Origin of the sequence: Aporhodopirellula aestuarii, assembly GCF_023701485.1 — a bacterium.
Classification (GTDB): Bacteria; Planctomycetota; Planctomycetia; order Pirellulales; family Pirellulaceae; genus Rhodopirellula; species Rhodopirellula aestuarii.
Window position 1 is genome coordinate 63,532 of record NZ_JAMQBK010000060.1, and the last position, 25,294, is coordinate 88,825.

Below are 25,294 nucleotides of genomic sequence, written 5' to 3' on the forward strand. Positions count from 1 at the left end.
GACGAAGCTCTTTCACATCGCCGCTCCGCCCTCTAATCAATCAACGATTCCCCCGTTGAGCTCACATCTTCCAAATCGTTGCCTGCTAGCTCGCCACGATACCGACAGGCTTCGAGGAATGACTCGAGTAGCACCTGTGCGGCAATGGCATCGATTCGCTTTTTGGTTTTCTTTCGTGTCGTTTTACTCTGTCTTATCTTCTGGTTCGCGGCCACCGTGGTGTATCGTTCATCAAACAAACGCGTGGGTAGCTGCGTGACCCGCTTGAGCCAAATTGCAAACTTTCTCGCCTCCGCGCTCTTATCGCTTTCCCCGCCGTCGCAGTGAATCGGAAGCCCCACGACCCAAGCCGAAACACGCTCCTCGATGGCGAGTTTGCAAAAATATTTCTCGTCGGCTTCGTACCCGCCCGCGTCAGGTTGCGTCACCGGGTGAACCTCCAACGGACTCGCCAAGATCCGATCCGGATCACAAATCGCAATCCCGATCCGCACCGTACCGTAATCCACCGCTGCAATTCGCCCCTCGGTCGGGAAATCGCTGGTCGGAGCTGCTGTTGTGTTATTCATACGCACTAGTCAACGCAAGGTTCGCTACCACGTCAACGCCGAAAACAGCCACATCGCGACGATTTCGGCGTGGAGACACGCCGCGACGGCCCAATCAGGGGTTGAGGCTGGTCTTTTCCTTCCCAAACGCCATCTCAACCGCTCGTTCGAGCCGCCCCCGCAACAACGTCATTTGGTCGGCACTGAGCCCCTGTCCGATCATGCTCGCGACGTGCAAACAGGAAATAATTAGCAATCCGATCGGTACCGCAGCGAGTGACCAAGGCGTGTAGCCGAGCGCCCACTGCACGTACCCCGCGATCATCGCCAAGCACATCAAAATGGCGACGACGAAATAAATCGCGATGAACATCGTCCAGACTTCCGGACGCGGGGAGAATCTTGCGAACAGTTGGGTGCCCGACTCCGTTTCGCTGAACTGGATCGAAAGATGCGGAGACCAAAAACGACGGTCTGGTCGATCAATTTTAAAATCGAAAACCGTTCCGGCCGATTCAGCAAATCCGCATAACTCCTCACTGGCAATCGCCGATTTCAATCGCTTGATCGCCTCTCTCTGATCCAACGGGACCTCAATCGTGAACGCGGGTTGAAGCTGAAAAATCTTCATCGTCGATAAGCTCGGACAAAACAGTGACTCACGGACATCGATTCGATCAGGCGCGGATCACTTACGACGTGATGTGATGGTGTCGCTGCAATTCCTTAAGCGGCACGAGGAGTGCTTGTGGCTCGAGCAGTCGCCGCAACTCAAACAATCGCTGATCCGCTTTGCGAAGACGGCGACTAACCTCTCGACCCAAATTCATCATGATCATGGTGTACTGCTGGAGATCATTCTTACATAACGCTGCGATCGAGTTTCGCGAAATTTCGATCGAGCAACAGTCTGTTTTGGCGACCACGCTCGCCGATCGTTTTTGAAAGTCGATCAATGACATTTCGCCAAAGCAATCACCGGCGCCAAGCGTGCTCAGCAGTACCGGTTCGCCCTCCCAATCTCGCAAAACGTTCACGTTACCGGACTCTAAGATGAAGAATGATTCGGCGGTATCACCTTCACTAAAAAAGACGTCACCGACTGCTTTTTCAACATCCTTGGATTCTGCCAGAATGGCCTCGAGGGATTCTTCTTTCATCCCGCCAAAGGCGGCCATCCGACGCAATAATTCGATTCGTGTCGCAGTCACGTCGCTTTTCCTCGTTGCACTTGGCGAATGCGGTAGTCCGATTCAGACGACGTGTGACGACATCGGAACCGGCTGCTGGAAACCTACCGCCTAATCAACCGTTCCTAGTCTAACCGTTCTCCTTCCCGCAGGCGACAAATTTGCACCATTTTCGCACGCGTCCAATGTCGCAGTCGCGAGCCGCTCGTGCCCTCACGGATTCAGCCTATTTCAACTCATAGTAAAAGCGAAAGCGGCCGCCCGGTGCGGCATCACCGTTGGTGTATGTATCCATGATGTCACCGGCCGACTGGGCGTTATCAATCCATTTGAAACCGAGCGTTTTGGATCCCGACTCGAGATCGAGCACCTCCTTCGAAAGGGCCAAATGCCTCTGATTTCCTTCCGTACGTTCAACAACTCGTCCGACCGTTTCCCAACTCCAACCCCCTTGGCATCGTTCGATCTTGCCTCCGCGAACCAAAAACTCAAACCCTTCCCAGTTCTGCTGCCCAGGAATGTCCAGGTCGATCAACAACCGCATGCCGTTGGAATCCTGAGGTTCGGAGATCGTCTCGCGGGTTTGCATGTAGAAGTAAACGTTGTCCGCATCCTCCGTCACTTTCGCGACGTGAAAGTCGTTACGCCCCGTATGGATCGTGTAGTGATATCTACCGCACCCATCGAAATCTCGCGGGTCGGTATCGTGCACATGATCGCGATAGGTTGCGGAGACATCGTCCCACTGTGCCATCGATCCTTTGATGTCGATCGTCTTGTTATCCGTCGAGGTCGGTGCCGGTTGCATCCCTTTGAAACGACGAATATTGGCAGACATCTGCATGTAGTAGTTGTCCCCATACCCGCCTTTCATCATCTCCACATCCCGACTGTTTTCGACATCAAACTGATCGCAGAAGACCGGACTTCCAGACTCGTCGTCATTGAGCTGCATAGCGATCCATTCATTCCACCCCGTTACAAAGGTCACTTCGGGGTCGAGCTTCAACGCATATTCCCACTGCTCCTGAAAATTAAGACCGTCTAAAAACGCATCTTCGCGTGTATCGACCTTTCCATCGCTGAAGCTACGTCCGCGAGCTTTTCCGGAACTCATCATCTCCACGCGTCCGCTATCTTGATGCAGGTTCTGACCGACAGACACATTCACCTGCTCAGGCTGACTCGGATCTTTGTCATACGAATACACCTGCGGGTAGGTCGATTCCCAGTGCCACGCGTTCTGCGTATTGTCGAGTTTAAAAGGCCAGTGAGCTTTTCGCAGGGTGAAGAATTCCAAAACCTCATCGCTGGCTTTTTCAGGGTCGCAAATCAGCAGCGGTTTGCCTTGCCACCGAAACCACAGCTCAGGAGACCGGGCCTGTTGATAAAATGTCTCATAGATACGTTCAGCGGTTTGCTTGGCCCGCGAGTTGACCATAAATGTGATCTGCGGCACGTGTTCACCAGCCAATCGTTGTTCCTCGAACACTTCCATCATCTTTAAAACAACATTCTGATAGATCAAACCATTCGTTGCATCGAGCACTAGGAAATCGACCCCCGCATCGGACAACAACGCGGCATGCCGGCGAAGAACCCACGGGTCATCACTTCGGTAGTATCCGAATAATGGCTCGCCCCAAAAGTGAAATGATTTCTTGCGCCCCCACGGCGGTGTCGCGCTGGTGGTCATCGCATCGGGATGTTGCTTTAGGATCATTGAGATGTCATGCACCGGGATGTTTTGCATCCACGCGAAATAAAAAATGCCGACATATCGATCCGATCGGAACGGCCGCACTTCCTGAGGTAACGGCATCGACCGACCTAACGCATCATTGCCTATTAAGAGTGGGGGAGCGGCACTTTGAGCGGCTGCGTGGTTCCCAACTAACGCGGCAAAAACAAGCGTGCCCCAAAGCATCGCCGCCGCCAAACACGTACTTTGGAAATGATCGCGTTGCCGCTGTGAGTTCGATGGAATGAAGACCAAGCGGAACAATATACGCAACAAAATTGGCTTCATTTGATTCGCCGGGAGGGATGGCGGAGGTGGGAATTCGCGTTGGAGGGCAGCAAACTCTAATGAGCTCACACCAATCACTATAGATTAACGCCTCGCAAGTTGGAAACGTTCGCGTCGTCATTTGTAGCGAACGCTAGATCCCCCGCATAGATTGGATTTCCGACCGCCATTCACGAACAAGACCGACACCACGTGTACCTTCGCGATCGCCAATTGCGGGTCGACCAGCGTAACAAACTAAATTTGGGTTTCCCGTCCGCTCACGTTGTTGATATCGGTTCCCACTGTCGGAAGAATCATTCGGAAGCAAGCTCCTCCATCTGCGGCATTGGTCACCTCAATGCTCCCTCCATGCTCTTGCATAATTTTTGCCGTCACAGGCAATCCCAGCCCGGTACCGCGAGCCCCTTTTTTCGATTCGAATAGCGAAAATATTTGCTCGCGTTCATCTTCATCGACACCTTCTCCATCGTCCTCGACGTCAACAATCCATCCGACTGCGGCGTCGAATCGGCTACTAACACGAATGGACGATTCAGCCGCATCGATCGCATTGGTAATCAGGTTGAGCAGTGCACGATGGATCGCATCGGGATCGAAGCTGGCAGTCGGTAAATCTTCCTCAAGATCACGTTGGAGACGAATATCCGACTCGTCTGCTCTGCCTTGCATGAGTTCCAGTACGTCGGTGATCGTCGCATTCAAATCGGCGTCAACTCGCTGCGGTTCACGCTCTTTCGAAAACGTGAGCATGTCGAGCACTAAGTTACTGATCCGTTCTTGATTCCGATCAACGATCGCCCACCCACGACGGATCGCCTCGGTATCGCCTTTGGAGAGTCCGGATTCGATGAGATAGCTGCCGCCACGAACGCCTTGCAGGATGTTCTTGATGTGATGCGACAGTGTTGCGATCGTTTGTCCCATTGCAGCCAGACGTTCACCCTGCAACAGCGCCGAATAATAAAAAGTATCTTCGATCGCCAACGCAGCCTGATGCCCGATTGCGGTAATCAGTTTGAGGTGCTCGTCATGAAAACGCGTGGCCCCTTTCTTTTGAATCCACTCGCCGGGCGGCGTGTAGGTATCAACGTACAAGGCCCCGACCACGTCATAGCGACCTTGCAGCGGCACACAGAGCGCTTCGCGAACTCCTCCTTGCACAATTGAGGCTGCGTTATCGAAACGTTCATCATCGACCGCGTCGCTGGTTCGCACGCCCTCTTTATGCTGGAGAACATAGTCGAGGATCGTGTGGCTGATCGTGATTCGCCCAGGCGGCTTGGCCGGCTTGCCGGGGTTCGATGATGCCGACCGGCTCTGCTCGCGGTCACACCGAGCTGCCGGGGTCAGCCGCTTGGTTTCTGGGTCCCGCAACATCACGCAACCGCGATCCGCTTCGAGCCAATCAAAAATCAACTTCAAGACCCGATCGAGAACTTCATTCAGATCATCAGTACGCCCAACGGCGAGCGCCGTCAGATACATCACCTCGAGCGATTGATCGGTATCGAGAAAGCTTTTTGTTGGTTCATGAAGCGTTTGGATAACCGACGAGGCCGACTCGTCAAGCGAAACCTGATCACCTAAGTCATCGGCGACTGGCTTTGTGCGATCGATATTTTCTGGTGGTGACTCGACCTTTCGGACTGCCGACTTGTCGCCAGAGGATTTCGATGTGCTGGATGGGCTCGCTTTCGAACGGCGTCCCTTGGCCAAGATTTCACTTGCCGGCGAACCGCCTGGAGTTCTCCCCCGGGCCACCCCACCGCGTGAAAACGACGACACGATGCGGCTGGCATCTCCCGCCCGCACTTGCCGAACGATGTCGACACCATGAGCGGCGTCCATCGCCGCGACATTCCCACCACCGGTAAAAATCAGCAGCGTCCCGCCGATTTCGATCCGGTCCCCACTGACGAGTTCGCGGCGAGATACCCGGTCACTGTTAACGAACGTTCCGTTGCTGCTGCCTAAATCGATCAGTTCATAACGTCCCGCCGTCAGATCTCCCCGGATCTCAGCGTGTCCTCGCGAAGCCTCGTTATCGAGCAACTGGATATCGTTCGTCGAGTCACGCCCCAATCGCGTGACCGGTGCAGCAATTTGAAAGTGCTTGCCCTGGTCACGTCCTCGAATGACAAACAACGAGGCCATGATGGGGTGGTTCCTATGAGTTTCACGCAACAAGAAAAACTGCCGTCATGTCGAAAACAAACGGCTCGGGCTCCCAAGATAGCTTGTCATTAGCGGGCATGTTTGGCTACCGTCGGACTTTTCTGAATCGACCTCGTTTGCGTTTCGCAGGGAATCCTCAAGCCCGTCCATGTGTTGCCGCGGAATCTATCGACAATGGCGTCGAAATGACCGAAATAACCACATTGCGAGCCCCATCGTGGGGGCGTTGGTTGCGTGCGTCTTACTGGGCTGCCAAACGACCGCACCGATCAACCTTTGGCAGCCGCCCCAACTTGCTTCGTTGTCGGGCGAATCGCTCGTCCTGATGGAAATCGCCGGACCGACCGACATTGCCACTGGGCTCCGAGACGAATTATTAGCCCAATCCAAACCGATAGCTCAAAAAACTCCTACGCAAACGGTCCCTGAGAATACGGTCACGTTTCTTTTACCCGAACAAATCGCGGACGAATCCACCATCCGGCTCGTCTCGGGCTTTGAAAACGAACCGAGCGATCTGGCGATCGCCGCGGCAGCCCGCCGGTCGGGGGTTCGCTATCTGATGCGAGGTGAAATCATGCACGCGACCGGCAACTCTCATTCCGGCGAACGGTTAAGCGTCGTCTGGAAACTGGTGGGACTCGATGCCGATAGCCCCACGGAAGGAATGCCCATCACCATCAGTCAGGAACAAATCGCCCAAAAGTATCCTGATCTGATGCAGGTCATCGATCCCCACACCCGCCTTCAGAAGGCGATGGTTCGCGAGACCCTCAGCCTCATCAATCAATCCGTGACCCGAAAAACGGCAATTCTGTCGGAGCCTCGCTACACGCTCGGCAGCGCCGCGGTGCGAGAAGGAAACCTCTTAGCTCAACAAGGCAAATGGCCAGCTGCTGAAAAAGTTTGGGTCCTGACGCTCGAGCGATATCCCGCTCAAGTCGGTGCCTGGATCAACGCTGCGATCGCCGCGGCGGCACGCCAAGACTTTGCCCAAGCAAAACAGCGGATCACGCGAGCGATCCAGTTGTCCGCGTTTTCGCCTGCCAATCGATCCTTGGCCAAAGAAACGCTCGTTTGGCTCGAGCTCCAACAACGCGACTACCACGAAACCTTTGGTCTACCCGATCCTGCTGAAGGGTGGCGTGTGACTCACGGGGACGAAACGTCGCTCGAAAATTCAACGCTCGCGAATTCCACAATCGTGAGTGCAGCAAGCACAAGTTCGACGCCCGCGAATTTCACCCCAAATCGCTGAACAGCTGCCGATTCGCCTTAGGTTTCGTTCCGCTGGGCGACGCGTAATTTGGCACTGCGACTGCGTGGGTTACTTTGAACTTCCTCATCGGTCGGACGCAGCGGCTTCTTCGTCAACACAGTCCACCGATCGTCTTCACGGAACGCGTTCTTGACGATCCGATCCTCAAGCGAATGAAAACTGATCGCAGCAATCCGTCCTCCGGGTGCAATCCAATCACCCGCCGACGCCAAGGTTCGCTGCAGAATGCCGAGCTCATCGTTCACCGCGATCCGCAACGCTTGAAAGGTACGCGTCGCTGGATGGATGTCATGATTTTTTGAACGTGGCACACACCGCCGGCAAATCTCGACAAGGTCACCGACCGTTCTGACCGGTGACTTTTCTTTCGCACGCAAGCAAATTTGCCGGGCAATTCGACGACTGAATCGCTCTTCGCCGAACTGATAGATCGCGTCGGCAATGTCTTTTTCGCTGTGAATGGCAAGCCACCGGTAGGCGGGTAAATCCGATTCAGGGTCAAACCGCAAATCGAGCTCCGCGTCGGGAAGCGTAAAGCTGAATCCTCGCTCTCGGTCAGCGAGTTGATCGCTCGACAATCCGAGATCGAGTACCAAAGCATCCGCGTGCGTGCGGCCGCAATGCGAGATCGCTGCCGGAGCTTTTTCGTAGCTACCGAGGAATAATTCGATGCGAGGATCGCCTCCTGGTCCGTCCGGAACGTCGTCACGACGAATCACCGCCGGATCACGATCCATCCCGATGATCAACGGACTCTCACCGTCTGGACCTTCGTCGCTGGCGAGGACTTCACAAAGCAAACGGGTGTGCCCCCCGCCCCCGTACGTTCCATCGACGATCGTTCGTGGACGCAGCTCCCCGATCCATTGAACGATCTCATCGGGCATCACAGAAACATGTTCAGTAGTCACGATCAAAAATTCTCGATCGTAAGAAGAACACCGCCAATATTCGCGGACATGACACAGAGAGATACGATGGAACGAGGCGACTTCGATCGCAACGGTATGGTCATGGACGATGCTTCAATGGTGAGTGCGTTGGGAACCGCTGCCGAAGCTCATTGTATCAACGATTCAGGCACGCGTTGCAATCGCCCTTCGCGGTCAATCACCGCCAATGTCACCGTCGCCTCAACCAAAATCTGGCCGTCTCGATGGATCTCGTACTCATGAATTATTTTTGCCGCGGTGACCCTTGCGATCCGAGTAGTCAACTGGATCTCATCGTCGTATTTTGCAGACATCCGGTAGCGACAATCAATGTGGATGACGACAACAAATAAGCCCGCCTCTTCCACGTCACGATACCGACCGCCGGCCGAACGAAGAAACTCGGTTCGGCCGATCTCGAAATAGCGTAGGTAGTTGGAATGATGAACGAACCCCATCGGGTCACATTCATCGTAGCGCACTCGAAGCGTGATGGTCTGCTGGTTGCTGTCGGACATGTAGATTTCGCGTCCTCATTTGCAAAATCGAACTTATGATTCGCGGCAGAATAACAGCATTCCACTTTTACTTACAGACGCGATATGCCGTCTCGCAAGACTGGTGTTCCCAAACAGCACGACTGACTATGCGCTATACAACTGAAACTATGCGCCATACCACTGACCACCTCGTTGCTGTGCGAGTTTTGCAAGCGCGTTCAATTCCGTTTCAGGTTGATGGATTAGCAACCAACTCACTTTTCCATCGAAGTGATTCTCAAACGAGAACTCTTTGATTGATTGCACATACTCATACGAAGGAGATTTCTCGAAACTCCCATCCGTCGGAATAGCGAGCACCAAGTTATGGCAATCTCGGAATGCTTCATCATTGAAAAACTGATCCGTCAGTTCTTTAATTTGTTCCATAGACACCGTACCGCAATCAATTGCGATAGGGCAGCGATCGGGATGTTCGAGCGTACGAAACAAACGCCGACCCATGTGAGCAATTTCCTCATCCAATAGACTTGGCGCGGATGGGGAACTCGCCAGTGGAACCGGCACTGGCTCAGACGGGTTGCCTTCAGGCAACGATGCTGAGGAACCAATCACTGTCCCCGTTTTTGTCGGGGCCATCAAAGATGTTCTCATGGTAAGAATCCATGGAGGACGAAACGGGATGATACACCACACCCCTCCAGCGGCATCACATATCTTAGCAATATTTGTACCAAGCTGGTAGAAATTAAATGACCCGCCTTGCTTCCCGCCATTACTGGAATCCAATCTGCCATGAGCAACCCTAGCAACGTTCGACAAACGGACGCTCGTGCGGCCATCGACCTCGCCGAAGAACTCCTGATTGCGGCTCAAAAACTGCAAACACCCCAAGAGCGGCGACAGCAGGCTGAACTCAATCGGATGATCGATCACGATGCAGATAAGGCAACATTGGTCGAAATGACCGACCAAGCCTTCCGGACGAACACGCCGGCACGCGTCGCCGATCAACTCTCTTTTCTGCTGGACGTCCAAGGGATTCCACGCTTTTTCAGTCCCGTCGAACAGGCAATGCTGCGCGGATTCCAATCGTTCGGCGAATACTTGCCCGGCGTCGCCGTCCCGCTCGTCAAAGACAAAATGCGGCAGGAAACCGCGAACGTCATTCTGCCTGCCGAACCGGAGTTATTGGTCAAACATCTTCGCAAGCGACAAGAGACGGGCGTTTCGATGAACGTCAACTTGCTCGGCGAAGCGTTGCTCGGTGAAGACGACGCGCGAGGCCGGTTGCAGACATACATTCATCTGCTGCGGCTACCCGACATCCGATGCCTTTCGGTCAAACTCACGACACTCTATAGCCAAGTCTCGTCGCTCGCATACGAACACACAATCAGCATCGTTTCGGATCGACTCGAATCGCTCTATCGAAATGCGAACCATCATTCGCCCGCGAAATTCATCTATCTCGATATGGAGGAGTACAAAGATCTCCACCTCACGGCCGATATTTTGAAGCGAACGCTCGATCGTCGCGGACTCGAGCAGACGGCCGCGGGAATCGCTTTGCAAGCATATGTCCCGGACTCGTACGGAGTCATGCAGGACCTCATCGCGTGGTCGAAAAAACGGGTCACTCAGGGAGGTCGCCCCCTGACGATTCGGCTGGTCAAAGGTGCCAACTGGGAAATGGAACGGGTCCACGCCAGCGTGTCAGGATGGCCCATGGCGCCTTACTGCAGCAAATTGGAAACGGATGCCAACTACAAGAAGATGCTGCGGGAGCTAATCGATGCTTCCGCCGAGGGTTTTTTGAGAGTGGGGGTGGCGTCACACAATTTATTTGACGTTGCCTTGGCAATGATTTGGTGCGCCGAAGCGAAAACGTCGACAAATGTGCAATTCGAAATGCTCGAGGGCATGGCAAATCACCAACGGCGAGCGATCACCAATCGCGGCGTTCCGATGTTGCTTTATGCACCGGCATGCCGACGCGTCGATTTCCTCAACGCGATCGGCTATCTGATCCGCCGCCTCGACGAAAATACCGGTCCCGAAAACTTCCTCCGCCACTCGTACTCGCTCCAAACCGGTTCAGAAACCTTCGCTCGACTCGCTCAGGGATTCGAAAGCTCGCTGCAAAACATGGATTCGGTATCAACCGAGCCAAGAAACCCACAAGACCGCACCAAGCCACCGGCCCAACCGCCCGCCGCCGCCCATTGGACCGACTTTGTCTGCGAACCGGATACCGATTGGTCGCTACCCCATCACGCTCGTTGGGCCTCGGACATATTGCAACAGTGGAAAACACGTTGCGATGAGAACGCAGTCGACATTCAACCTGTTCTCGCCACCGAAAACACGCTGGACGACGATGCGTCGAACCCATGGCTGCCGTCGTATGACATTTCGCGGCCAGAAAAACTCGTCTGCCGAGTCCAACAAGCCTCATCCGCTCAATTGACGGAGGCCATCCACGCCGTTAGCCAATGGACTCAGTGGCGAGACAAACCGGCCGCATCTCGGTACGCGATACTGCGGCAAGTTGCCCAAAACCTTCGCGAACGCCGAGGCGATTTGATTGGTGCGATGGTCGCTGATGCGGGCAAAACGGTCGCTCAAGGGGACCCGGAGGTCAGCGAAGCGATCGACTTTTGCGAGTTTTATCCACTCACCATGGTGAACTGGTTGGATCGGAAAGAAATCGACATCCAACCGCGTGGCATTGTGGCGGTGATCACACCGTGGAATTTCCCATTGGCGATCGCCTGCGGTGGGATCGCGGCGGCACTGGCGGCGGGAAATATTGTTGTTCTCAAACCTTCCGCGGAAACCGTCTTACCCGCATTTCTACTTTGCCAAGCGTTTTGGGATGCTGGAGTTCCGATCAATGCGCTGCAATTCGCACCGTGCCCCGATCAGGTCGCCGAACAAACGCTGGTAGCGAATCCCGAGATTGATACCGTTATCCTGACCGGAGGTACTGCAACCGCCAAACGGATGCTCCACGTTCGCCCAGACCTCCATCTTCTTGCAGAAACCGGCGGCAAAAATGCAACGATCGTTACCGCCATGGCTGATCGCGACTTAGCGATCAAGCACGTCCTGTACTCCGCCTTTGGACACAGTGGTCAAAAATGCAGTGCAACATCGTTGTTGTTGCTCGAAGATGAAGTCTTCAACGACGAATCCTTCAAGCAGAATCTGGCCGATGCCGTTCGCAGCCTTCATGTTGGATCCGCATGGGACCTGCACACCGCGGTCACGCCACTCGTTTCACCCCCCAACGACGAACTAACCCGAGGATTGAGAGAACTCGACGATGACGAATCGTGGCTGGTCATGCCCGAACACGTCGATGGAAATCCCACGCTCTATCGTCCCGGTGTGAAATGGAACGTGAAACCAGGTAGTTTTTCCCACACCACCGAACTTTTCGGGCCCGTGCTCAGCGTCATTTCGTACGGCAGACTCGAAGAAGCCATCGAAATCGTCAAGTCAACCGGATACGGCCTCACCAGCGGCCTCGAATCTCTCGACAAACGCGAAATCGAACTCTGGCGAGAGAACCTCCCTGCGGGAAACCTTTACATCAACCGACCCACCACGGGCGCAATCGTACTTCGACAACCCTTTGGCGGCGTTGGAATGAGCGCTTATGGCCCAGGCCTCAAAGCCGGTGGCCCCCACTACGTTCTCGCCCTCTGCAAAATCACCGACTCCAATTTGCCGGAGACCTCAGTTGAGCCACCATCGGAGTCAAAACCAACCGCCGGCCATCCACCCCTGGATCGACTCACCGACTGGCTCGAGCGTAGTCCGCATACCCAATCGTTCCCGACGAGCGAAAAGAACGTCATTCAATCGGCAATCGCGAGTGCACGCACCGCCTCCGACAGCGATTTCTCTCGGGAACACGATACCTTCCAACTCGTCGGTCAAGACAACCTGCGACGTTACCTCGCCGCACCCGACCTCACGCTCCGAATTGCGCCGACGTCAGAGGAAGATTCAGTCGACGAGCTAAGAGAACGAACTCTGATTGCAGTGGCCGCCGCAACCGCCGTCTCGGCCCAGCTCACGTTATCGATCGACCCAAAGGTTTCCGATCCCGATCGCGAAACATTCGAGTCGATTGCAGATTGGTTGCCAGGACTCATCGACCCGCTCGAAGAATCCGAATCTCAACTTGCCAAGCGAATCCGCAATTCCAAGGTATCCCGTTTACGAAGTGTCAATCGACTCAGACGAGGACCCGTTCGCGACGCGTGCGCTGAAATGTTTGTATCCATCATCGATGAACCGGTCCTACGCGACGCAAGAATCGAATGCCTGCGATACATCAACGAGCAATCGATCTCATACGACTATCACCGCTACGGAAATCTCGGCCGCCGGCAAACCTCGTAGATAGTAACCAACTCACATCAACGCAGCGAAGGTCGTCACGACTTTCGTCGTGTTTTAAATCCACCGCCAAGAGCAACGAAATGTTGGCTCAATCACACTCACTGCATCGTCTCGGCATCGCGATCCGATGTCTTAAAGAATCGATCAATCGGTAAACACTGACACGTTTGCATCCGGCAAATTCCGTTCACGGGCGCTAAAGGTGCGGGCGCGAGTATGCTGACCCTCCCGGGACGACGGCGTGCCCAACATCACGCGGTTCAGTGGGCTCAATCACCCGACTCCAAAGAGACGTTAACCGGCAACGAGCACCGGAATGAATCAAATACGTCAATGCAGTGACATACGATCCGCGCATAAAAAAACCCTCCGATCGAAACCGGAGGGTCTTTTAAAAATCTGGCAATACCTACTTTCACGCTGGTGGGCACTATCATCGGCTCACAAAGCTTGACTTCTGTGTTCGGGATGGGAACAGGTATAACCTTTGCGATATGGTCGCCAGAAAGACCAAGCGACGAGTATTTCGCCGCCGCTTGGCCGAGTTGTTTGGTAGCTGCATATGATGTTCTTGCGGTCGCCATCGATTGGCACTTTTCTTGAGTGCGGGATATCGGTGGCCAAACCTTCGCCCGTTAGTATTGGTTTGCTGAACACGTTACCGTGCTTACACGTCCAACCTATCAACCTGGTCGTCTTCCAGGGGGCTTTCGACTAATGTCTACGAATCTTAATCTCGAGGCGGGCTTCACGCTTAGATGCTTTCAGCGTTTATCCTTTCCGAAGTTAGCTATCCAGCCGTGCCGCTAGCGCGACAACTGGTACACCAGAGCTTCGTCCAACTAAATCCTCTCGTACTAAAGTTGAATCCTCTCAAGATTCGAACGCCCACGGCAGATAGGGACCGACCTGTCTCACGACGGTCTGAACCCAGCTCACGTACCACTTTCATTGGCGAACAGCCAAACCCTTGGGAGCTTCTACACCCCCAGGATGTGATGAGCCGACATCGAGGTGCCAAACCGCATCGCCGCTGTGGACGCTCGGATGCGATAAGCCTGTTATCCCCGGAGTACCTTTTATCTGATGAGCGATAACCCTTCCATTCGGGATTACCGGATCACTAAGACCAACTTTCGTTCCTGCTCGACTTATGGGTCTCGCAGTCAAGCACACTTATACCTTTACGCTCTACGCCTGATTACCGACCAGGCTGAGTGTACCTTTGCACTCCTCCGTTACTCTTTGGGAGGAGACCGCCCCAGTCAAACTGCCCGACTGCCACTGTCCTTTGCCCCGATTCAGGGGATCAAAGTTAGAATTAAAATATAACCAGGCTGGTATTTCAACAACGGCTCCCGATGCACTGGCGTGCAAAGTTCAAAGCCTCCCAGCTATCCTACACAAATTATATCTCAACCCAATAGCAGCCTACAGTAAAGGTTCACGGGGTCTTTCCGTCTAACCGCGGGTATGTGGCATCTTCACCACAACTACAATTTCACCGGGTCTGTGGTTGAGACAGTGCTCCAATCGTTACGCCTTTCATGCAGGTCGGAACTTACCCGACAAGGAACTTCGCTACCTTAGGACCCTCATAGTTAGGGCCGCCGTTTATTGGGGCTTCGGTCGCGAGCTTCGCCGTGAGGCTAACCCTCTTCCTTAACCTACCAACACCGGGCAGGCGTCAGTCTCTATACATCCACTTGCGTGTTAGCAGAGACCTGTGTTTTTGATAAACAGTCGTTAGAGCCGATTTTCTGTGGCCTCTCTCAGCGTGAACCAAAAGAGGCGCCCCTTATCGCGAACTTACGGGGCCATTTTGCAGAGTTCCTTAACCACAGTTCTCCCGAGCGCCTTAGAATTCTCATCTCGCCTACCTGTGTCAGTTTTAGTACGGTCAGTTGCTTAATCATCGCAGCTTTTCTTGGACGTCCTTCCAATGACTTCGAGAACTTGGATGCTCTCGAGCTATACCTTGGCTATAACCGGACATTTAACTCCGGTCACCTCAGTGGTCGCTACGGACATTTCTATTCGTACCGCTCACTTTCTGGACGCCGTCCTTGCTTTGAATACACAACCGGCGAAGGAATATTGACCTTCTATCCATCCCCTACGCTTTTCAGCCTCGGGTAAGGTACCGGCTAACCCTGGGCGGAATTACCTTCCCCAGGAAACCTTAGGCTTTCGGCGAACAGGATTCTCACCTGTTTTATCGTTACTCATTCCGGCATAATCACCCGATGACGCCAACACCGCTCGTTACCGTACGGCTTGTATCTCGTCATCGGCGCTCTCCTACCACTCTAGATAAATCTAGAATCCGCTGCTTCGGTGAATTACTTACTCCCGTTCATTATCGGCGCAGAAATGCTCGACTGGTAAGCTGTTACGCACTTTTTAAATGGTGGCTGCTTCTAAGCCAACATCCCAGCTGTCATAGCACTTCAACTTCCTTAGTGACTAAGTAATTCTTCGGGACCTTAGCAGGCGATCTGGGTTGTTTCCCTCTCGACCCTGGAGCTTATCCCCCAGGGACTGACTGCCGAGGTACGGCAACCGGTATTCGGAGTTTGGTTCAGTGGGGTACCCCGGGAAGGGCCCCCATCCGATTCAGTATCTCTACCCCCGGTTACTAATTTACTCGACGCTATCCCTCAAGATATTTCGGAGAGAACGAGCTATCTCCTGGTTTGATTACACTTTCAGTCCTCCCCACAAGTCATCCCCTCAGTTTTCAACCTAAGTGGGTTCGGTCCTCCACGCAGTTTAACCCGCGCTTCAACCTGCTCATGGGTAGATCACACAGGTTTCGCGTCTGCAGCAAACGACAATCGCCCTATTCAGACTCGGTTTCCCTTGGGCTTCGTTCCGTCAGAACTTAACCAAGCCGTTTACCACAACTCGCCGGATCATTATGCAAAAGGCACGCCGTCACACATTAAAATAGTGCTCCGACCGCTTGTAGGCACATGGTTTCAGGTTCACATTCCTCCCCTAGCAGGGGTTCTTCTCACCGTTCACTCACGCTACTGGTTCGCTATCGGTCGTTAGAGAGTATTTAGCCTTACGGGATGGTCCCCGTGGATTCAGTCTAGGTTTCACGTGACTAGACCTACTCAGGTGCTTCTAAGGTGTGATGAAGTTTTCACTTACGGGGCTGTCACCCTCTGTGGCCGACCGTTCCAAGTCGTTCTGTTAACCAATCACAATCCCATATCGAAGTCCTACAACCCCGAGAGGGAAACCCCCTCGGTTTGGGCTATACCGATTTCGCTCGCCGCTACTGACGGTATCGATTTTTCTTTCTATTCCTCTAGTTACTTAGATGTTTCAGTTCACTAGGTTGTTACAGACATGCCTATGTATTCAGCATGCTGCGGTCGGGAATCCCGGGATCATCACTTGTGTGTCAACTTCCCCAGGCTTTTCGCAGACTTCCACGCCCTTCTCCTTCTAACGCCAAGACATCCCCCATGTGCCCTTGATAGATTGGCCACCGAAATCCCGAACTCAAGCGGATCAACTTTGACCGCGGCGAACCGCGAACTCAATCGACCTTGCTTCAGATCATCGATTTCAATAGTATCTATTAACGATATCACATAGTGGCCAAGCTCTTCTAAGTGAGCCTGGCCTCTCAAGAATCCAATCGAAATTAATCACCAATGCTCAATCACCCGTGCGAACACAGGAAACAAAGATTGGCGACGCTTCCGAAGAACTTTATAAACTACCTTGCGTGAATGCTTTGCTGAGCCCCGGAAAAAGGCCAGCTCAACACCCACATATGGTGCTCTTTTCAGATGCCAACTACCAAACAACCAAATTGTCAAAAATCATTTTCCTGGCCAAATCGCCTTAACGATCGAACCAAGAGACGCTACTGAAAGCAGCCGGCCAAGATCAATCTGCCTCATGAAGGAGGTGATCTCGGCCGGTCGTTTTCGAGTGAGCGGAGAAGTTAGCGATGGGCCAACTTCGCGTCAAGCGGAAGACTGAAGAATTCTTTAAAAAGTTTTCATCAGGTTTTCCCTCGAATCCCACAATCAAAATCAGGCGGAGCGGTGAGGCTCGCTGCCGTTTCTTGGCTGCGGGTTGAGAAGAATAGCGATCCGTCGCCGGAGGTCAAGTGTGATTCGAAACAAAGTTTCAAATTGTTTTCTTGGGCCGTTTTGACTCGTGTTTCTCGGCCGATTCGGGGATCTGGAGAGCGGCCGTAGACCACTGACTCCTCCTCCGACAAACCGACTGAGCGAATCAAAACTCACTCACTCTTCTCTTCTTCTTCAATCTCTTCTAGTGGAGGTAGACGGACTTGAACCGACGACCCTCTGCTTGCAAAGCAGATGCTCTCCCAACTGAGCTATACCCCCGGGGATCTGAGAAGTCTGAAGGGTGAGGTGTGAAAAAGATAGGGGGTTTCACCCTACATCACTTCACTCTTCAAACTTCTCAAAGTGGGCGTGCCAGAACTCGAATCTGGGACCTCGTCGTTATCAGCGACGCGCTCTAACCAACTGAGCTACACGCCCGTGCGTTCCGGCCTCGCGACCAGAGGGGACGAAGTTTAGGAACTTTTTGACGCTTGTCAAAGGCTCTTTTGCCTCCAAGCGGTCCGAAAATTGCCAAAACTTTCTCCCCCGCACGTTCACGATCTTCAACTCGTCATTCTCGCACGAGCAAGTTTTTTCGGGTTCTCGTAGGGGAACTCTTGAATCGACATTCCCCTGAACGACCTAGTTTGGGCAAAATATGCCGATCTGGTGCGGAAAATCCAGATCCATCGCCAGCGATTCCCAAAGCAAAACGGCACGGTGCCGTCGTTTGGGGTTCATCCGGCGAAACGATGCTGCATTCCTCCCGCACTCACGAAACTGACAAACCTCAACGTTAAATCGGTTACCCTCAGAAGGATTTGAAGCGTCACCATGAATCATTTGCTGTTCCAGCAGTCTCGATGCCTGCTCCCCACCGCCCTCTCACTCGGGGTGATCGTCTCCCTTCTGTGCTGCAACTCGAGCGCGCACGCGGCTCCACCCTCAGCTGCGGCCGCGTTGGGTCTGAAGCCAGTCCAAGCCGGAGTGGAATACGACGAAGTAGCCGGTGACCAGATTGCGCGATGTGAAGTTCGCGATATCGAACGAAAAGATTGGTCTGGCTGGGAGGTTATCGCCGCCGATGGCACGCTTTTGCGTCGATTCGCTGACACCAACGGCGACAAAAAAGTCGATCTTTGGAGCTATTTCCAATACGGCGTCGAAGTCTACCGCGATGTCGATGCGAACTTTAACGGCAAGGCCGACCAGTATCGCTGGATGGCCACCGGCGGGTCCCGTTGGGGTCTGGATTCCGATGAAGACGGTGTGATCGATCAGTGGAAGATGATCTCCGCTGAAGAAACGACGATGGAATTGATCGCCGCTTTAGCGACCGCAGACGCGAACCGTTTTGCACTCCTGCTGGCATCTCCCAACGAGATCAAAAGCGTCGGAATTACGGGCGATATGCAGCAAAGTCTGTCGAAAAAAGCGGTCCGCGCGGCCTCCAAATTCAAGGAGTTCGCAGCATCCCAGAAGGTGATCGATCGAAATGCCAAATGGCTGCAGTTCGCTGCAACGACCCCCGGCGTGATGCCGGCGGGCGAACCAGGGTTCGACAAAGACGTCGTGGCTTATGAAAACGCGGTGGCGATGTTTGAATCGGGCGACCATTCGGGGCAATTGTTCGTCGGAACGATCCTGCGAACCGGAGATACTTGGAAACTACTCGACCTCCCCGTCGTCGCCGAAAACGGCGAAGCGATTGCCCAGTCAGGGGGCAACTTTTTCACTCCTGGCGGAACCACCGCACCGACCACGACCGGCTCCAGCGTTGGTGACGTCAAAACTCAACAGCTCGTCAGTCAACTCGAAGCAATCGATTCCCAATTGGTTCGAGCGACCGAAACGAAGGACTTGGCTGTCCTCAATGCCAAGCGTGCTGACGTGGTCGAAAGCCTCGTTGACGCCGCAGCTACTCCTGACGAGCGCGATACATGGACTCGCCAATTGGTCGACACCGTCAGCGTCGCGGTGCAAAGTGGTGCCTACCCGGATGGACTGGTACGACTGCAGGCACTTGCCCGATCTCTCGCGAAATCCAACTCTCCAGAGAGCCAATCGCTCCGCGCCTACACCGAATATCAATTGATCGGGACCGAATACATTGCCCGCCAAAGCCCCAACGCTGACTTCGCCAAGATCCAAGAATGGTGGTTGGGCGAACTGACTGAGTTCACGGACCGCTACCCGCGGGCTCCTGAAACAGCTCAGGCGAAACTGCAGTTGGCACTCAGCAAAGAGTTCGAAGGAAACGAAAAAGACGCTCTTAAACTCTATAAGGAAGTTGCCACTGATTTCAGCGGTACCGATACCGCCGAACGAGCCGCTGGGGCTGTGGTTCGCCTTCAATCGGTCGGCCGCGTGGTCGAGTTGGAAGGCCATACGATTCAAGGCAAATCGTTCCGTCTGAGTCAAATGCGTGGACGTCCGATCGTGCTGCACTACTGGGCGACTTGGTGCGAACCTTGCAAACAAGACATGAAACGACTTCGCGGCCTGCAGGCTCGGTATCAGCGTGCCGGCCTCCAACTCGTCGGCGTCAACATCGACAACTCGCGTGATCAGGCCATCGCGTACCTCAAAGAAAACTCGGTCCCGTGGATTCAGCTCTACGAAGACGGTGGACTCGAGGGAAGTCCCTTGGCCAAACAGTTCGGGGTGCAAACACTCCCCACGATGATGCTGATCGACAGTAAAGGACGCGTCGTTCGCCACAATGTGGGTGAAGCGGAACTCGACGAAGAATTAGCTGAATTGCTCAAGTAGCCCCAGTTGACCGGCAAACAAACTGGTTCGATATCTATAGGCTCGCACCGTTAATTCGGTGCGGGCTTTTTTTATAGCCGACCACTTTCACCTCCATCGAAACTCATACACCCGACCAACAAGATGCGAATAGGCGTTCCCACCGAAGTCAAGTCTGATGAATACCGTGTGGCAATGTTGCCGGTTGGCGTGGAGGAATTGTCGGCACGCGGACACGAGGTGCTGATCCAAGCAGGAGCGGGGGCCGGATCGGGTATGCCCGACGAAGTCTACCGCGCCGCAGGCGCATCCATTGTCGAAACCGCGGCGGAGGTCTTTGCAGGCGCGGACATGATTGTCAAAGTCAAAGAACCGCAGACAGACGAATATGATTTGATCCGTCCTGATCAGATCGTATTCACTTATTTTCACTTCGCTGCCAGTAAAACATTGACCGACGCGATGGTCGCATCGGGAGCTTCGTGTTACGCCTATGAGACCCTGCGGGACGATGAGGGACGTCTGCCGCTGTTGACTCCGATGAGTGAAGTGGCAGGCCGCATGAGCATCCAACAAGGAGCCAAATATCTTGAGCGGCCACAGATGGGGCGCGGCATCTTGTTGGGCGGAGTACCAGGCGTTGCACCCGCCCACATCACCGTTCTCGGTGGCGGAATCGTGGGTGCCAACGCGGCCCGAATTGCGGCCGGTTTCCAAGCAAATGTGTCGATTCTCGACGTGAATCTCGATCGGCTACGTTATCTCGACGACATCATGCCGGCTAACGTCAACGTGCTTTTTAGCGATCGATATACGATTTTGGAAGAGATTCAGCGTGCCGATTTGGTCGTCGGCGCCGTGCTGATTCCGGGTGCCAAAGCACCGTGCCTCGTTCGCGCCGAAGATTTGAAAATCATGAAGCCCGGAAGCGTCGTTATTGACGTGGCAGTCGACCAGGGCGGATGCATCGAAACCACTCGTCCGACGACCCACAGCGACCCGACATACATCATCGATGAGGTCGTTCACTACTGCGTCGCCAACATGCCCGGGGCAGTAGGACGCACAAGCACTTTTGCGTTGTGCAATGCAACGCTTCCCTATGTGATTCGCTTGGCAAATCAGGGCAACGCGTCTCCAACAGGGACACTCGCCTCGGCACTGAATATTCACGGTGGCGAGATCGTACATCAAGCCGTCGCGGACGCATTCAAGGCCGCCTAGCGACCGTTCCAAACTACTGTTTCCCTCAATCGTCGCACCGGCTCACGCAGGACGACGATTGCCTTCCGACCGCCGAAGCGGGCGGATCACAATCCTTTGCCTAGTACTTCAGCGTTGCACCCACGTTGAAACCAACGAATAAGACGTCGTCTCCGGTTTGGATTCCACGACTTGGAGCCCGGGCCCCGACAACTCCAGGGAGTTGATCTTCTACAGTTGCGATCTCTGCGAGATACCAAACTTCCGAACCAGCGTGGACTGAGAGCATTTCGCCGAACTGATAGCTAACGCCGTTGCTCAACTCGAACATCGCGGCGAAGTTGCCATCATCATCACGAGAACCGTACAGTCGCTCGTCTTGGTCGTTGACGATTGTGGTGGCTTCGGCAAGGTTCCAATAGCCGCCCGCACGAGCTCGCAGGTAGGTCGATCCGAATCGGCAAACCGGGGTAAACATGTCCAAACCGACTTGCAATCCGATCAGATCATTGGTGGTATTGGAGTATAGGATGCCATTTTCAGCTGGTGTCGGACCGTCAGATGCGGTGTAGGTGTACTCTTCTTCAAAGCTGATGTATCGGGCACCAAACAGTAGTTTGGCGACATCCCATGCGATCGACGTTTGGCTCGCTTCGATGCTCCAATAGGTCGACTCGAAGCGTTGGGTTTGAAGAGCCACGGCGTCGTTGGGGTCATCGGCAGGGCTGATTTCCGGATCGTAGAGGAACGTGAATCCGATATCCTGGTCAGGGATGGTACTCCCCAGCAACACGCCAGGAACCCGCTCTGAAAGAAACGTATTTCCACGCAATCCGGCTACACTATTGGCCATTTCCCATTTCATTGGGCCCGTGAGGCTGACTTCCGTACCGCTGACGCAATCTGGAACACTACCGATGGTGATGCGGGGTCCGAGTTCGAAATCATACTCGTCGAGATCGAAAAATCTCGAGCGGGTGAACCCTGATAGCCCTTCACGACGCATCATTAGTGCATCTACTTGACCGTAGTAGTACGGCTGGCAGGTCGGACAGCTAATTCCGCAAGCCGCCCCGCCGCAATATCCACCGCATTGACCGCTGCACTGGCTCGAACCGTATTGCCCAGTGTTACACGAATTGCCACGGTTTGACCGAGCTCCTCCCAGGCAAGCAACCTGGTCGATTTCAGAATCAAATTGTGTGATTTGCTCTGAAAACAGGCTCGACGCTTCCGAGGCTTGCACCACGGGGAACGACTGTCCACCGTGCTGAAGGCTCTTGAGTTGTTGAGCATCCGCAATCGTCCCGGTGAGCGAACACGCGAGCGTTGTCAGAGCGACACCCAAGGAGACTCGGTAGCGGGCAAAGGTCCCGCCGGAGCGTTGAAGGGTGCGAGGAATCCAAGTAATGTTCATGATCGAACCTCGAGACATTGATTGACGGTCACCAGACCGACACGTTGCGAATGACAGAATTATTTTGTTGCTACTAACGGATAACCAACTGGTCATCCACCGGAACCAAGTGGTGACTTCGAATCAAACGAATGATTTCAATCGCCTGTTCTCGGGTGCGACAGATGCCCCGAACGATCACCTTGTCCTTCACCTCCGCCATGCTGACGCGTGCCGTCGGGTGAGTTTCACGAATTTCTCGCATCAAAGCCGACTCCGGAGCCTTGGCGACTGGAGTGACGGTTTGCTGTGGCATCACCGATTCTTCCGCCTCAGCAGGTTTTGGCATGGTGAAACCTGCCAACCTAGCCGGAACAATCGGGGCGGCGGAAACCGTCCCGGTCTTCCCATTGCGGGCGATCGGGATCATCGGTGGCGCTGCCACCTCCACGTGTCGTCGATGACGATTCGGGTATTTTTGCGCCGACGCTGATGACGGCGAGGACGCTACCCATTGCCGACTCGGCTCGGGTAGTAGCGGCAACGGCTCGAGCTCGGCGGCGAACGGATTGGACCGCGTGCCGTCTTCAGGGGCCTTTGCTTTCGTTGCCTGAGCAACGACGCGTGAATTGTCTTTTGGCGGAGGTGGGATGAAAAACCCACCAGAATCCGCTGGCGTCTTCACCGATTCAGCAGCGAACTGGTCGGCATTTGCCTCGGATTCGGATGCTTCGGTGTCCGTACTCTCAGCGAGGTCGCTGAACGAGAAAAACACCGGTTCGTCGGTGGTGGCCGCTTCGGATGAACTCGGAGCGGCAGCAAGACCGGGCATCCTCGCTTCGGGCTTGGTCGCTTCGAGAACGACCGCTTCAGGCTCGGATGCTTCGGGAACAGCCGCCGGAACCGGCGTTTGCACAACGTGCGGGATCCCCCATTGAGGTCCGGCAGAACTAGCGACCGCATCATCCGGCATCTCGACCGGGATTTTATCCGCGGCAGGAGCACCATCGTTGCGGCGAATCGATAGGATTCTGGGATGATTGCTCGAATTTTCCGGGCTCTCATCCAATGCAAGCACCGGTTGATCGATCAGCTCAGGTGAACCACCCGCCATCGGATTGACGCGAATTTTCGACGGATGAGGTTTGGTGATCTCGATCGTCGGAGAGACTGAGCGTGGGTTGCCGATTGGCACCAGCCCGACCGCGGTTCCGATGCTTTTGAGTCGCAACTCTGAATATTGCAAATCGGAAGTCTGAGCCACATGCGTGGCCGATAGGCCTGTGGCGAACAAACCGCCTGATGGAGACGTTGGGGCAACATACGGGTTGCTCCGAACCACACCAGCGGATACCTGTTTCGAAGACACCGCAGGACGAGCGTCCGCAGCCAAAGCACTTGCTCCGACGAGGCCGCACGAGGCAATACCTACCGTCACACCGGCTCCCAGCTTGAGCAAGTTTGAATCGATCAAACTTGCCAGCCAAATTCGCTTCTTCGAAACCCGACGACACTGACGGTTTTCTCGAGGCTTGTCTCTGTCCATGGCGGAATCCTTACGCTCACGATCTGTGGGATCATGTACCCCCCCGGCACATTTTCCGCTCCGACATTCAGAGGTATTCACCAACGGATTGTCGAACAACATCTGTATCGTCGACCGATCGCGTCGACATTAACGATTCTCCGAGATGCAACAGTGGTTCGGCTAGAAACAGTTATTCCGAAGGTCCGTTTCGCCCGGATTATTCCTTTGGCGGACCGTTTCAAATGCCACCAAAGCCGCCGACACCGACACATTCAGGCTATCCACCCGCCCCGCCATGGGCAGGCGAATCCCCGCGATGGGAGCATCCACCGACGCGTTTTCATGGGTTTCGTCGGTCTTTTTCCAGGTTTGCCACCGAGGCCCCAGGCCATCGGACTCACTGCCTAAGACGACCGCAATTCGTCCCCGAGAGCCATTCGCCCTCAAATCCACCGTATACAGCGGTGTCGAACCCTCGACACGCATCGCAAACACGCCATCCACCTGCCCAGCGAGAAAATCTGCGATCTCCTCCGCGGTCCCTGACGCCGACGGCACTGTGAAGACGGCTCCCAGTGAACCGCGAATCGCATTGGAATTGAAACGATCGCTCGGACAATCGCTCAACAGCACGGCGGAAACTCCGGCCCCGTCAGCGGTCCGAAAAACCGCACCGACGTTGCCAGGCTTCTCGACTTGGTCGAGCACCAAGATCAATCCGGGAGCCAGGGGCGGCAGATTCGCGATCGAATCTCCCGGGTTTTCAAACTCCGCCAAACAGCGATCCTCGGCCTCCCCGTAACAAACCTTCGCGAATAACTCGCGGGTAACACCTCGATATACCCCCAAGTCCACCGCGTGTGCCCGGACAATCTGCAACTCGGAACCGCCACCGACCGGAAGAGAGCCCGAATCGATCTGCTCATAAAACCCCAGCAGACGCAGCCCCGATTCGATCGCCCGTAGCGTTTCCCGAGCCCCATCGACCAAAACGACCCCGGCCGCCCGACGACGACGATTGTTGCGTAGGCCTATCAATCGGCGAATGGTCGCGTTTTGGCTGCTACGGAGAATTTCCAATGTTGTCGGCCTTTCCAGTGCTCGTTTCAAATGTGTCGATGGGCTGATCGGGTGAGGTTTGCTATTCTTGGCGCGTCTTATCGTTTGCGATACCCACGACCGGTTCAACACCAGGTCGCTCGTATCGTAGTCGCCTCATTTCATCCCCGCCTCAGCGAAGTCAA

The 25,294-nt window shown here is 54.5% G+C and carries 15 protein-coding genes, 2 tRNA genes and 2 rRNA genes; 4 read left to right on the forward strand and 15 right to left on the reverse strand.

Annotated elements, in window-relative coordinates; translation table 11 throughout:
* Nucleotides 1–32: 32 nt before the first annotated feature.
* The 5 genes from ruvX to NB063_RS20920 form a co-directional block, all read right to left on the reverse strand.
* The gene (ruvX, locus tag NB063_RS20900) at nt 33–569 is read right to left on the reverse strand and encodes a Holliday junction resolvase RuvX (RefSeq protein ID WP_250930713.1); all 537 of its coding nucleotides are present in this window, start codon (nt 567–569) and stop codon (nt 33–35) included.
* A 94-nt stretch (nt 570–663) separates the two neighbouring features.
* Entirely contained in the window at nt 664–1,179 is a 516-nt protein-coding gene (locus NB063_RS20905) for a hypothetical protein (protein ID WP_250930714.1), read from the reverse strand.
* A gap of 61 nt (nt 1,180–1,240) precedes the next feature.
* Nucleotides 1,241–1,759, reverse strand: a complete 519-nt coding sequence (locus NB063_RS20910; protein ID WP_250930715.1) for a Crp/Fnr family transcriptional regulator — start codon at nt 1,757–1,759, stop codon at nt 1,241–1,243.
* A gap of 205 nt (nt 1,760–1,964) precedes the next feature.
* Complete coding sequence (locus NB063_RS20915; protein WP_250930716.1) at nt 1,965–3,767, reverse strand: glycoside hydrolase family 71/99 protein; 1,803 nt, start codon at nt 3,765–3,767, stop codon at nt 1,965–1,967.
* Nucleotides 3,768–4,004: 237 nt separating this feature from the next.
* Nucleotides 4,005–5,924, reverse strand: a complete 1,920-nt coding sequence (locus NB063_RS20920; protein ID WP_250930717.1) for an ATP-binding protein — start codon at nt 5,922–5,924, stop codon at nt 4,005–4,007.
* A 238-nt stretch (nt 5,925–6,162) separates the two neighbouring features.
* On the opposite strand from NB063_RS20920, the gene NB063_RS20925 reads away from it, so the two are divergent.
* The gene (locus NB063_RS20925; RefSeq protein WP_250930718.1) at nt 6,163–7,203 is read left to right on the forward strand and encodes a hypothetical protein; all 1,041 of its coding nucleotides are present in this window, start codon (nt 6,163–6,165) and stop codon (nt 7,201–7,203) included.
* A gap of 17 nt (nt 7,204–7,220) precedes the next feature.
* Here NB063_RS20925 and rsmH read toward each other — a convergent pair whose 3' ends face one another.
* The 3 genes from rsmH to NB063_RS32765 all read right to left on the reverse strand — a co-directional run bounded on the left by rsmH (nt 7,221) and on the right by NB063_RS32765 (nt 9,445).
* Nucleotides 7,221–8,135: a 16S rRNA (cytosine(1402)-N(4))-methyltransferase RsmH gene (gene rsmH, locus NB063_RS20930; protein ID WP_322975263.1), complete on the reverse strand. Its 915-nt coding sequence runs from the start codon at nt 8,133–8,135 to the stop codon at nt 7,221–7,223.
* Between the two features lie 149 nt (nt 8,136–8,284).
* The gene (locus NB063_RS20935) at nt 8,285–8,674 is read right to left on the reverse strand and encodes an acyl-CoA thioesterase (RefSeq protein WP_250930719.1); all 390 of its coding nucleotides are present in this window, start codon (nt 8,672–8,674) and stop codon (nt 8,285–8,287) included.
* Between the two features lie 147 nt (nt 8,675–8,821).
* Nucleotides 8,822–9,445, reverse strand: a complete 624-nt coding sequence (locus NB063_RS32765) for a hypothetical protein (protein WP_250930720.1) — start codon at nt 9,443–9,445, stop codon at nt 8,822–8,824.
* 6 nt (nt 9,446–9,451) lie between these two features.
* On the opposite strand from NB063_RS32765, the gene NB063_RS20945 reads away from it, so the two are divergent.
* Complete coding sequence (locus NB063_RS20945; protein ID WP_250930721.1) at nt 9,452–13,072, forward strand: proline dehydrogenase family protein; 3,621 nt, start codon at nt 9,452–9,454, stop codon at nt 13,070–13,072.
* 397 nt (nt 13,073–13,469) lie between these two features.
* Here the strand turns inward: NB063_RS20945 and rrf are convergent.
* The 4 genes from rrf to NB063_RS20965 form a co-directional block, all read right to left on the reverse strand.
* Nucleotides 13,470–13,578 (reverse strand): 5S ribosomal RNA (gene rrf / locus NB063_RS20950).
* A gap of 110 nt (nt 13,579–13,688) precedes the next feature.
* Nucleotides 13,689–16,573, reverse strand: a 23S ribosomal RNA gene (locus NB063_RS20955).
* An 805-nt stretch (nt 16,574–17,378) separates the two neighbouring features.
* Nucleotides 17,379–17,451 (reverse strand) — tRNA-Ala (locus NB063_RS20960).
* Nucleotides 17,452–17,536: 85 nt separating this feature from the next.
* Nucleotides 17,537–17,610, reverse strand: a tRNA-Ile gene (locus NB063_RS20965).
* Nucleotides 17,611–18,006: 396 nt separating this feature from the next.
* On the opposite strand from NB063_RS20965, the gene NB063_RS20970 reads away from it, so the two are divergent.
* Together NB063_RS20970 and ald are read left to right on the forward strand one after the other, a co-directional pair.
* Complete coding sequence (locus NB063_RS20970; RefSeq protein ID WP_250930722.1) at nt 18,007–19,944, forward strand: TlpA disulfide reductase family protein; 1,938 nt, start codon at nt 18,007–18,009, stop codon at nt 19,942–19,944.
* A gap of 123 nt (nt 19,945–20,067) precedes the next feature.
* Nucleotides 20,068–21,147, forward strand: a complete 1,080-nt coding sequence (ald, locus tag NB063_RS20975; RefSeq protein ID WP_250930723.1) for an alanine dehydrogenase — start codon at nt 20,068–20,070, stop codon at nt 21,145–21,147.
* Between the two features lie 100 nt (nt 21,148–21,247).
* Here the strand turns inward: ald and NB063_RS20980 are convergent, their stop codons facing one another.
* The 3 genes from NB063_RS20980 to NB063_RS20990 all read right to left on the reverse strand — a co-directional run bounded on the left by NB063_RS20980 (nt 21,248) and on the right by NB063_RS20990 (nt 25,130).
* Complete coding sequence (locus NB063_RS20980) at nt 21,248–22,543, reverse strand: hypothetical protein (RefSeq protein ID WP_250930724.1); 1,296 nt, start codon at nt 22,541–22,543, stop codon at nt 21,248–21,250.
* Between the two features lie 73 nt (nt 22,544–22,616).
* Nucleotides 22,617–24,068 carry a hypothetical protein gene (locus NB063_RS20985; protein ID WP_250930725.1) on the reverse strand — a complete coding sequence of 484 codons (1,452 nt, stop codon included), beginning with the start codon at nt 24,066–24,068 and terminating at the stop codon, nt 22,617–22,619.
* 162 nt (nt 24,069–24,230) lie between these two features.
* Entirely contained in the window at nt 24,231–25,130 is a 900-nt protein-coding gene (locus tag NB063_RS20990) for a TrmH family RNA methyltransferase (RefSeq protein WP_250930726.1), read from the reverse strand.
* Nucleotides 25,131–25,294 lie beyond the last annotated feature (164 nt).

Coding starts and splice junctions, on each gene's coding strand:
- ald (WP_250930723.1), top strand. CDS start 20,068: ATGCGAATAGGCGTTCCCACCGAAGTCAAGTCTGATGAATACCGTGTG.
- NB063_RS20915 (WP_250930716.1), bottom strand. CDS start 3,767: ATGAAGCCAATTTTGTTGCGTATATTGTTCCGCTTGGTCTTCATTCCA.
- ruvX (WP_250930713.1), bottom strand. CDS start 569: ATGAATAACACAACAGCAGCTCCGACCAGCGATTTCCCGACCGAGGGG.
- NB063_RS20985 (WP_250930725.1), bottom strand. CDS start 24,068: ATGGACAGAGACAAGCCTCGAGAAAACCGTCAGTGTCGTCGGGTTTCG.
- NB063_RS20905 (WP_250930714.1), bottom strand. CDS start 1,179: ATGAAGATTTTTCAGCTTCAACCCGCGTTCACGATTGAGGTCCCGTTG.
- NB063_RS20945 (WP_250930721.1), top strand. CDS start 9,452: ATGAGCAACCCTAGCAACGTTCGACAAACGGACGCTCGTGCGGCCATC.
- NB063_RS20970 (WP_250930722.1), top strand. CDS start 18,007: ATGAATCATTTGCTGTTCCAGCAGTCTCGATGCCTGCTCCCCACCGCC.
- NB063_RS20920 (WP_250930717.1), bottom strand. CDS start 5,924: ATGGCCTCGTTGTTTGTCATTCGAGGACGTGACCAGGGCAAGCACTTT.
- NB063_RS20935 (WP_250930719.1), bottom strand. CDS start 8,674: ATGTCCGACAGCAACCAGCAGACCATCACGCTTCGAGTGCGCTACGAT.
- NB063_RS20980 (WP_250930724.1), bottom strand. CDS start 22,543: ATGAACATTACTTGGATTCCTCGCACCCTTCAACGCTCCGGCGGGACC.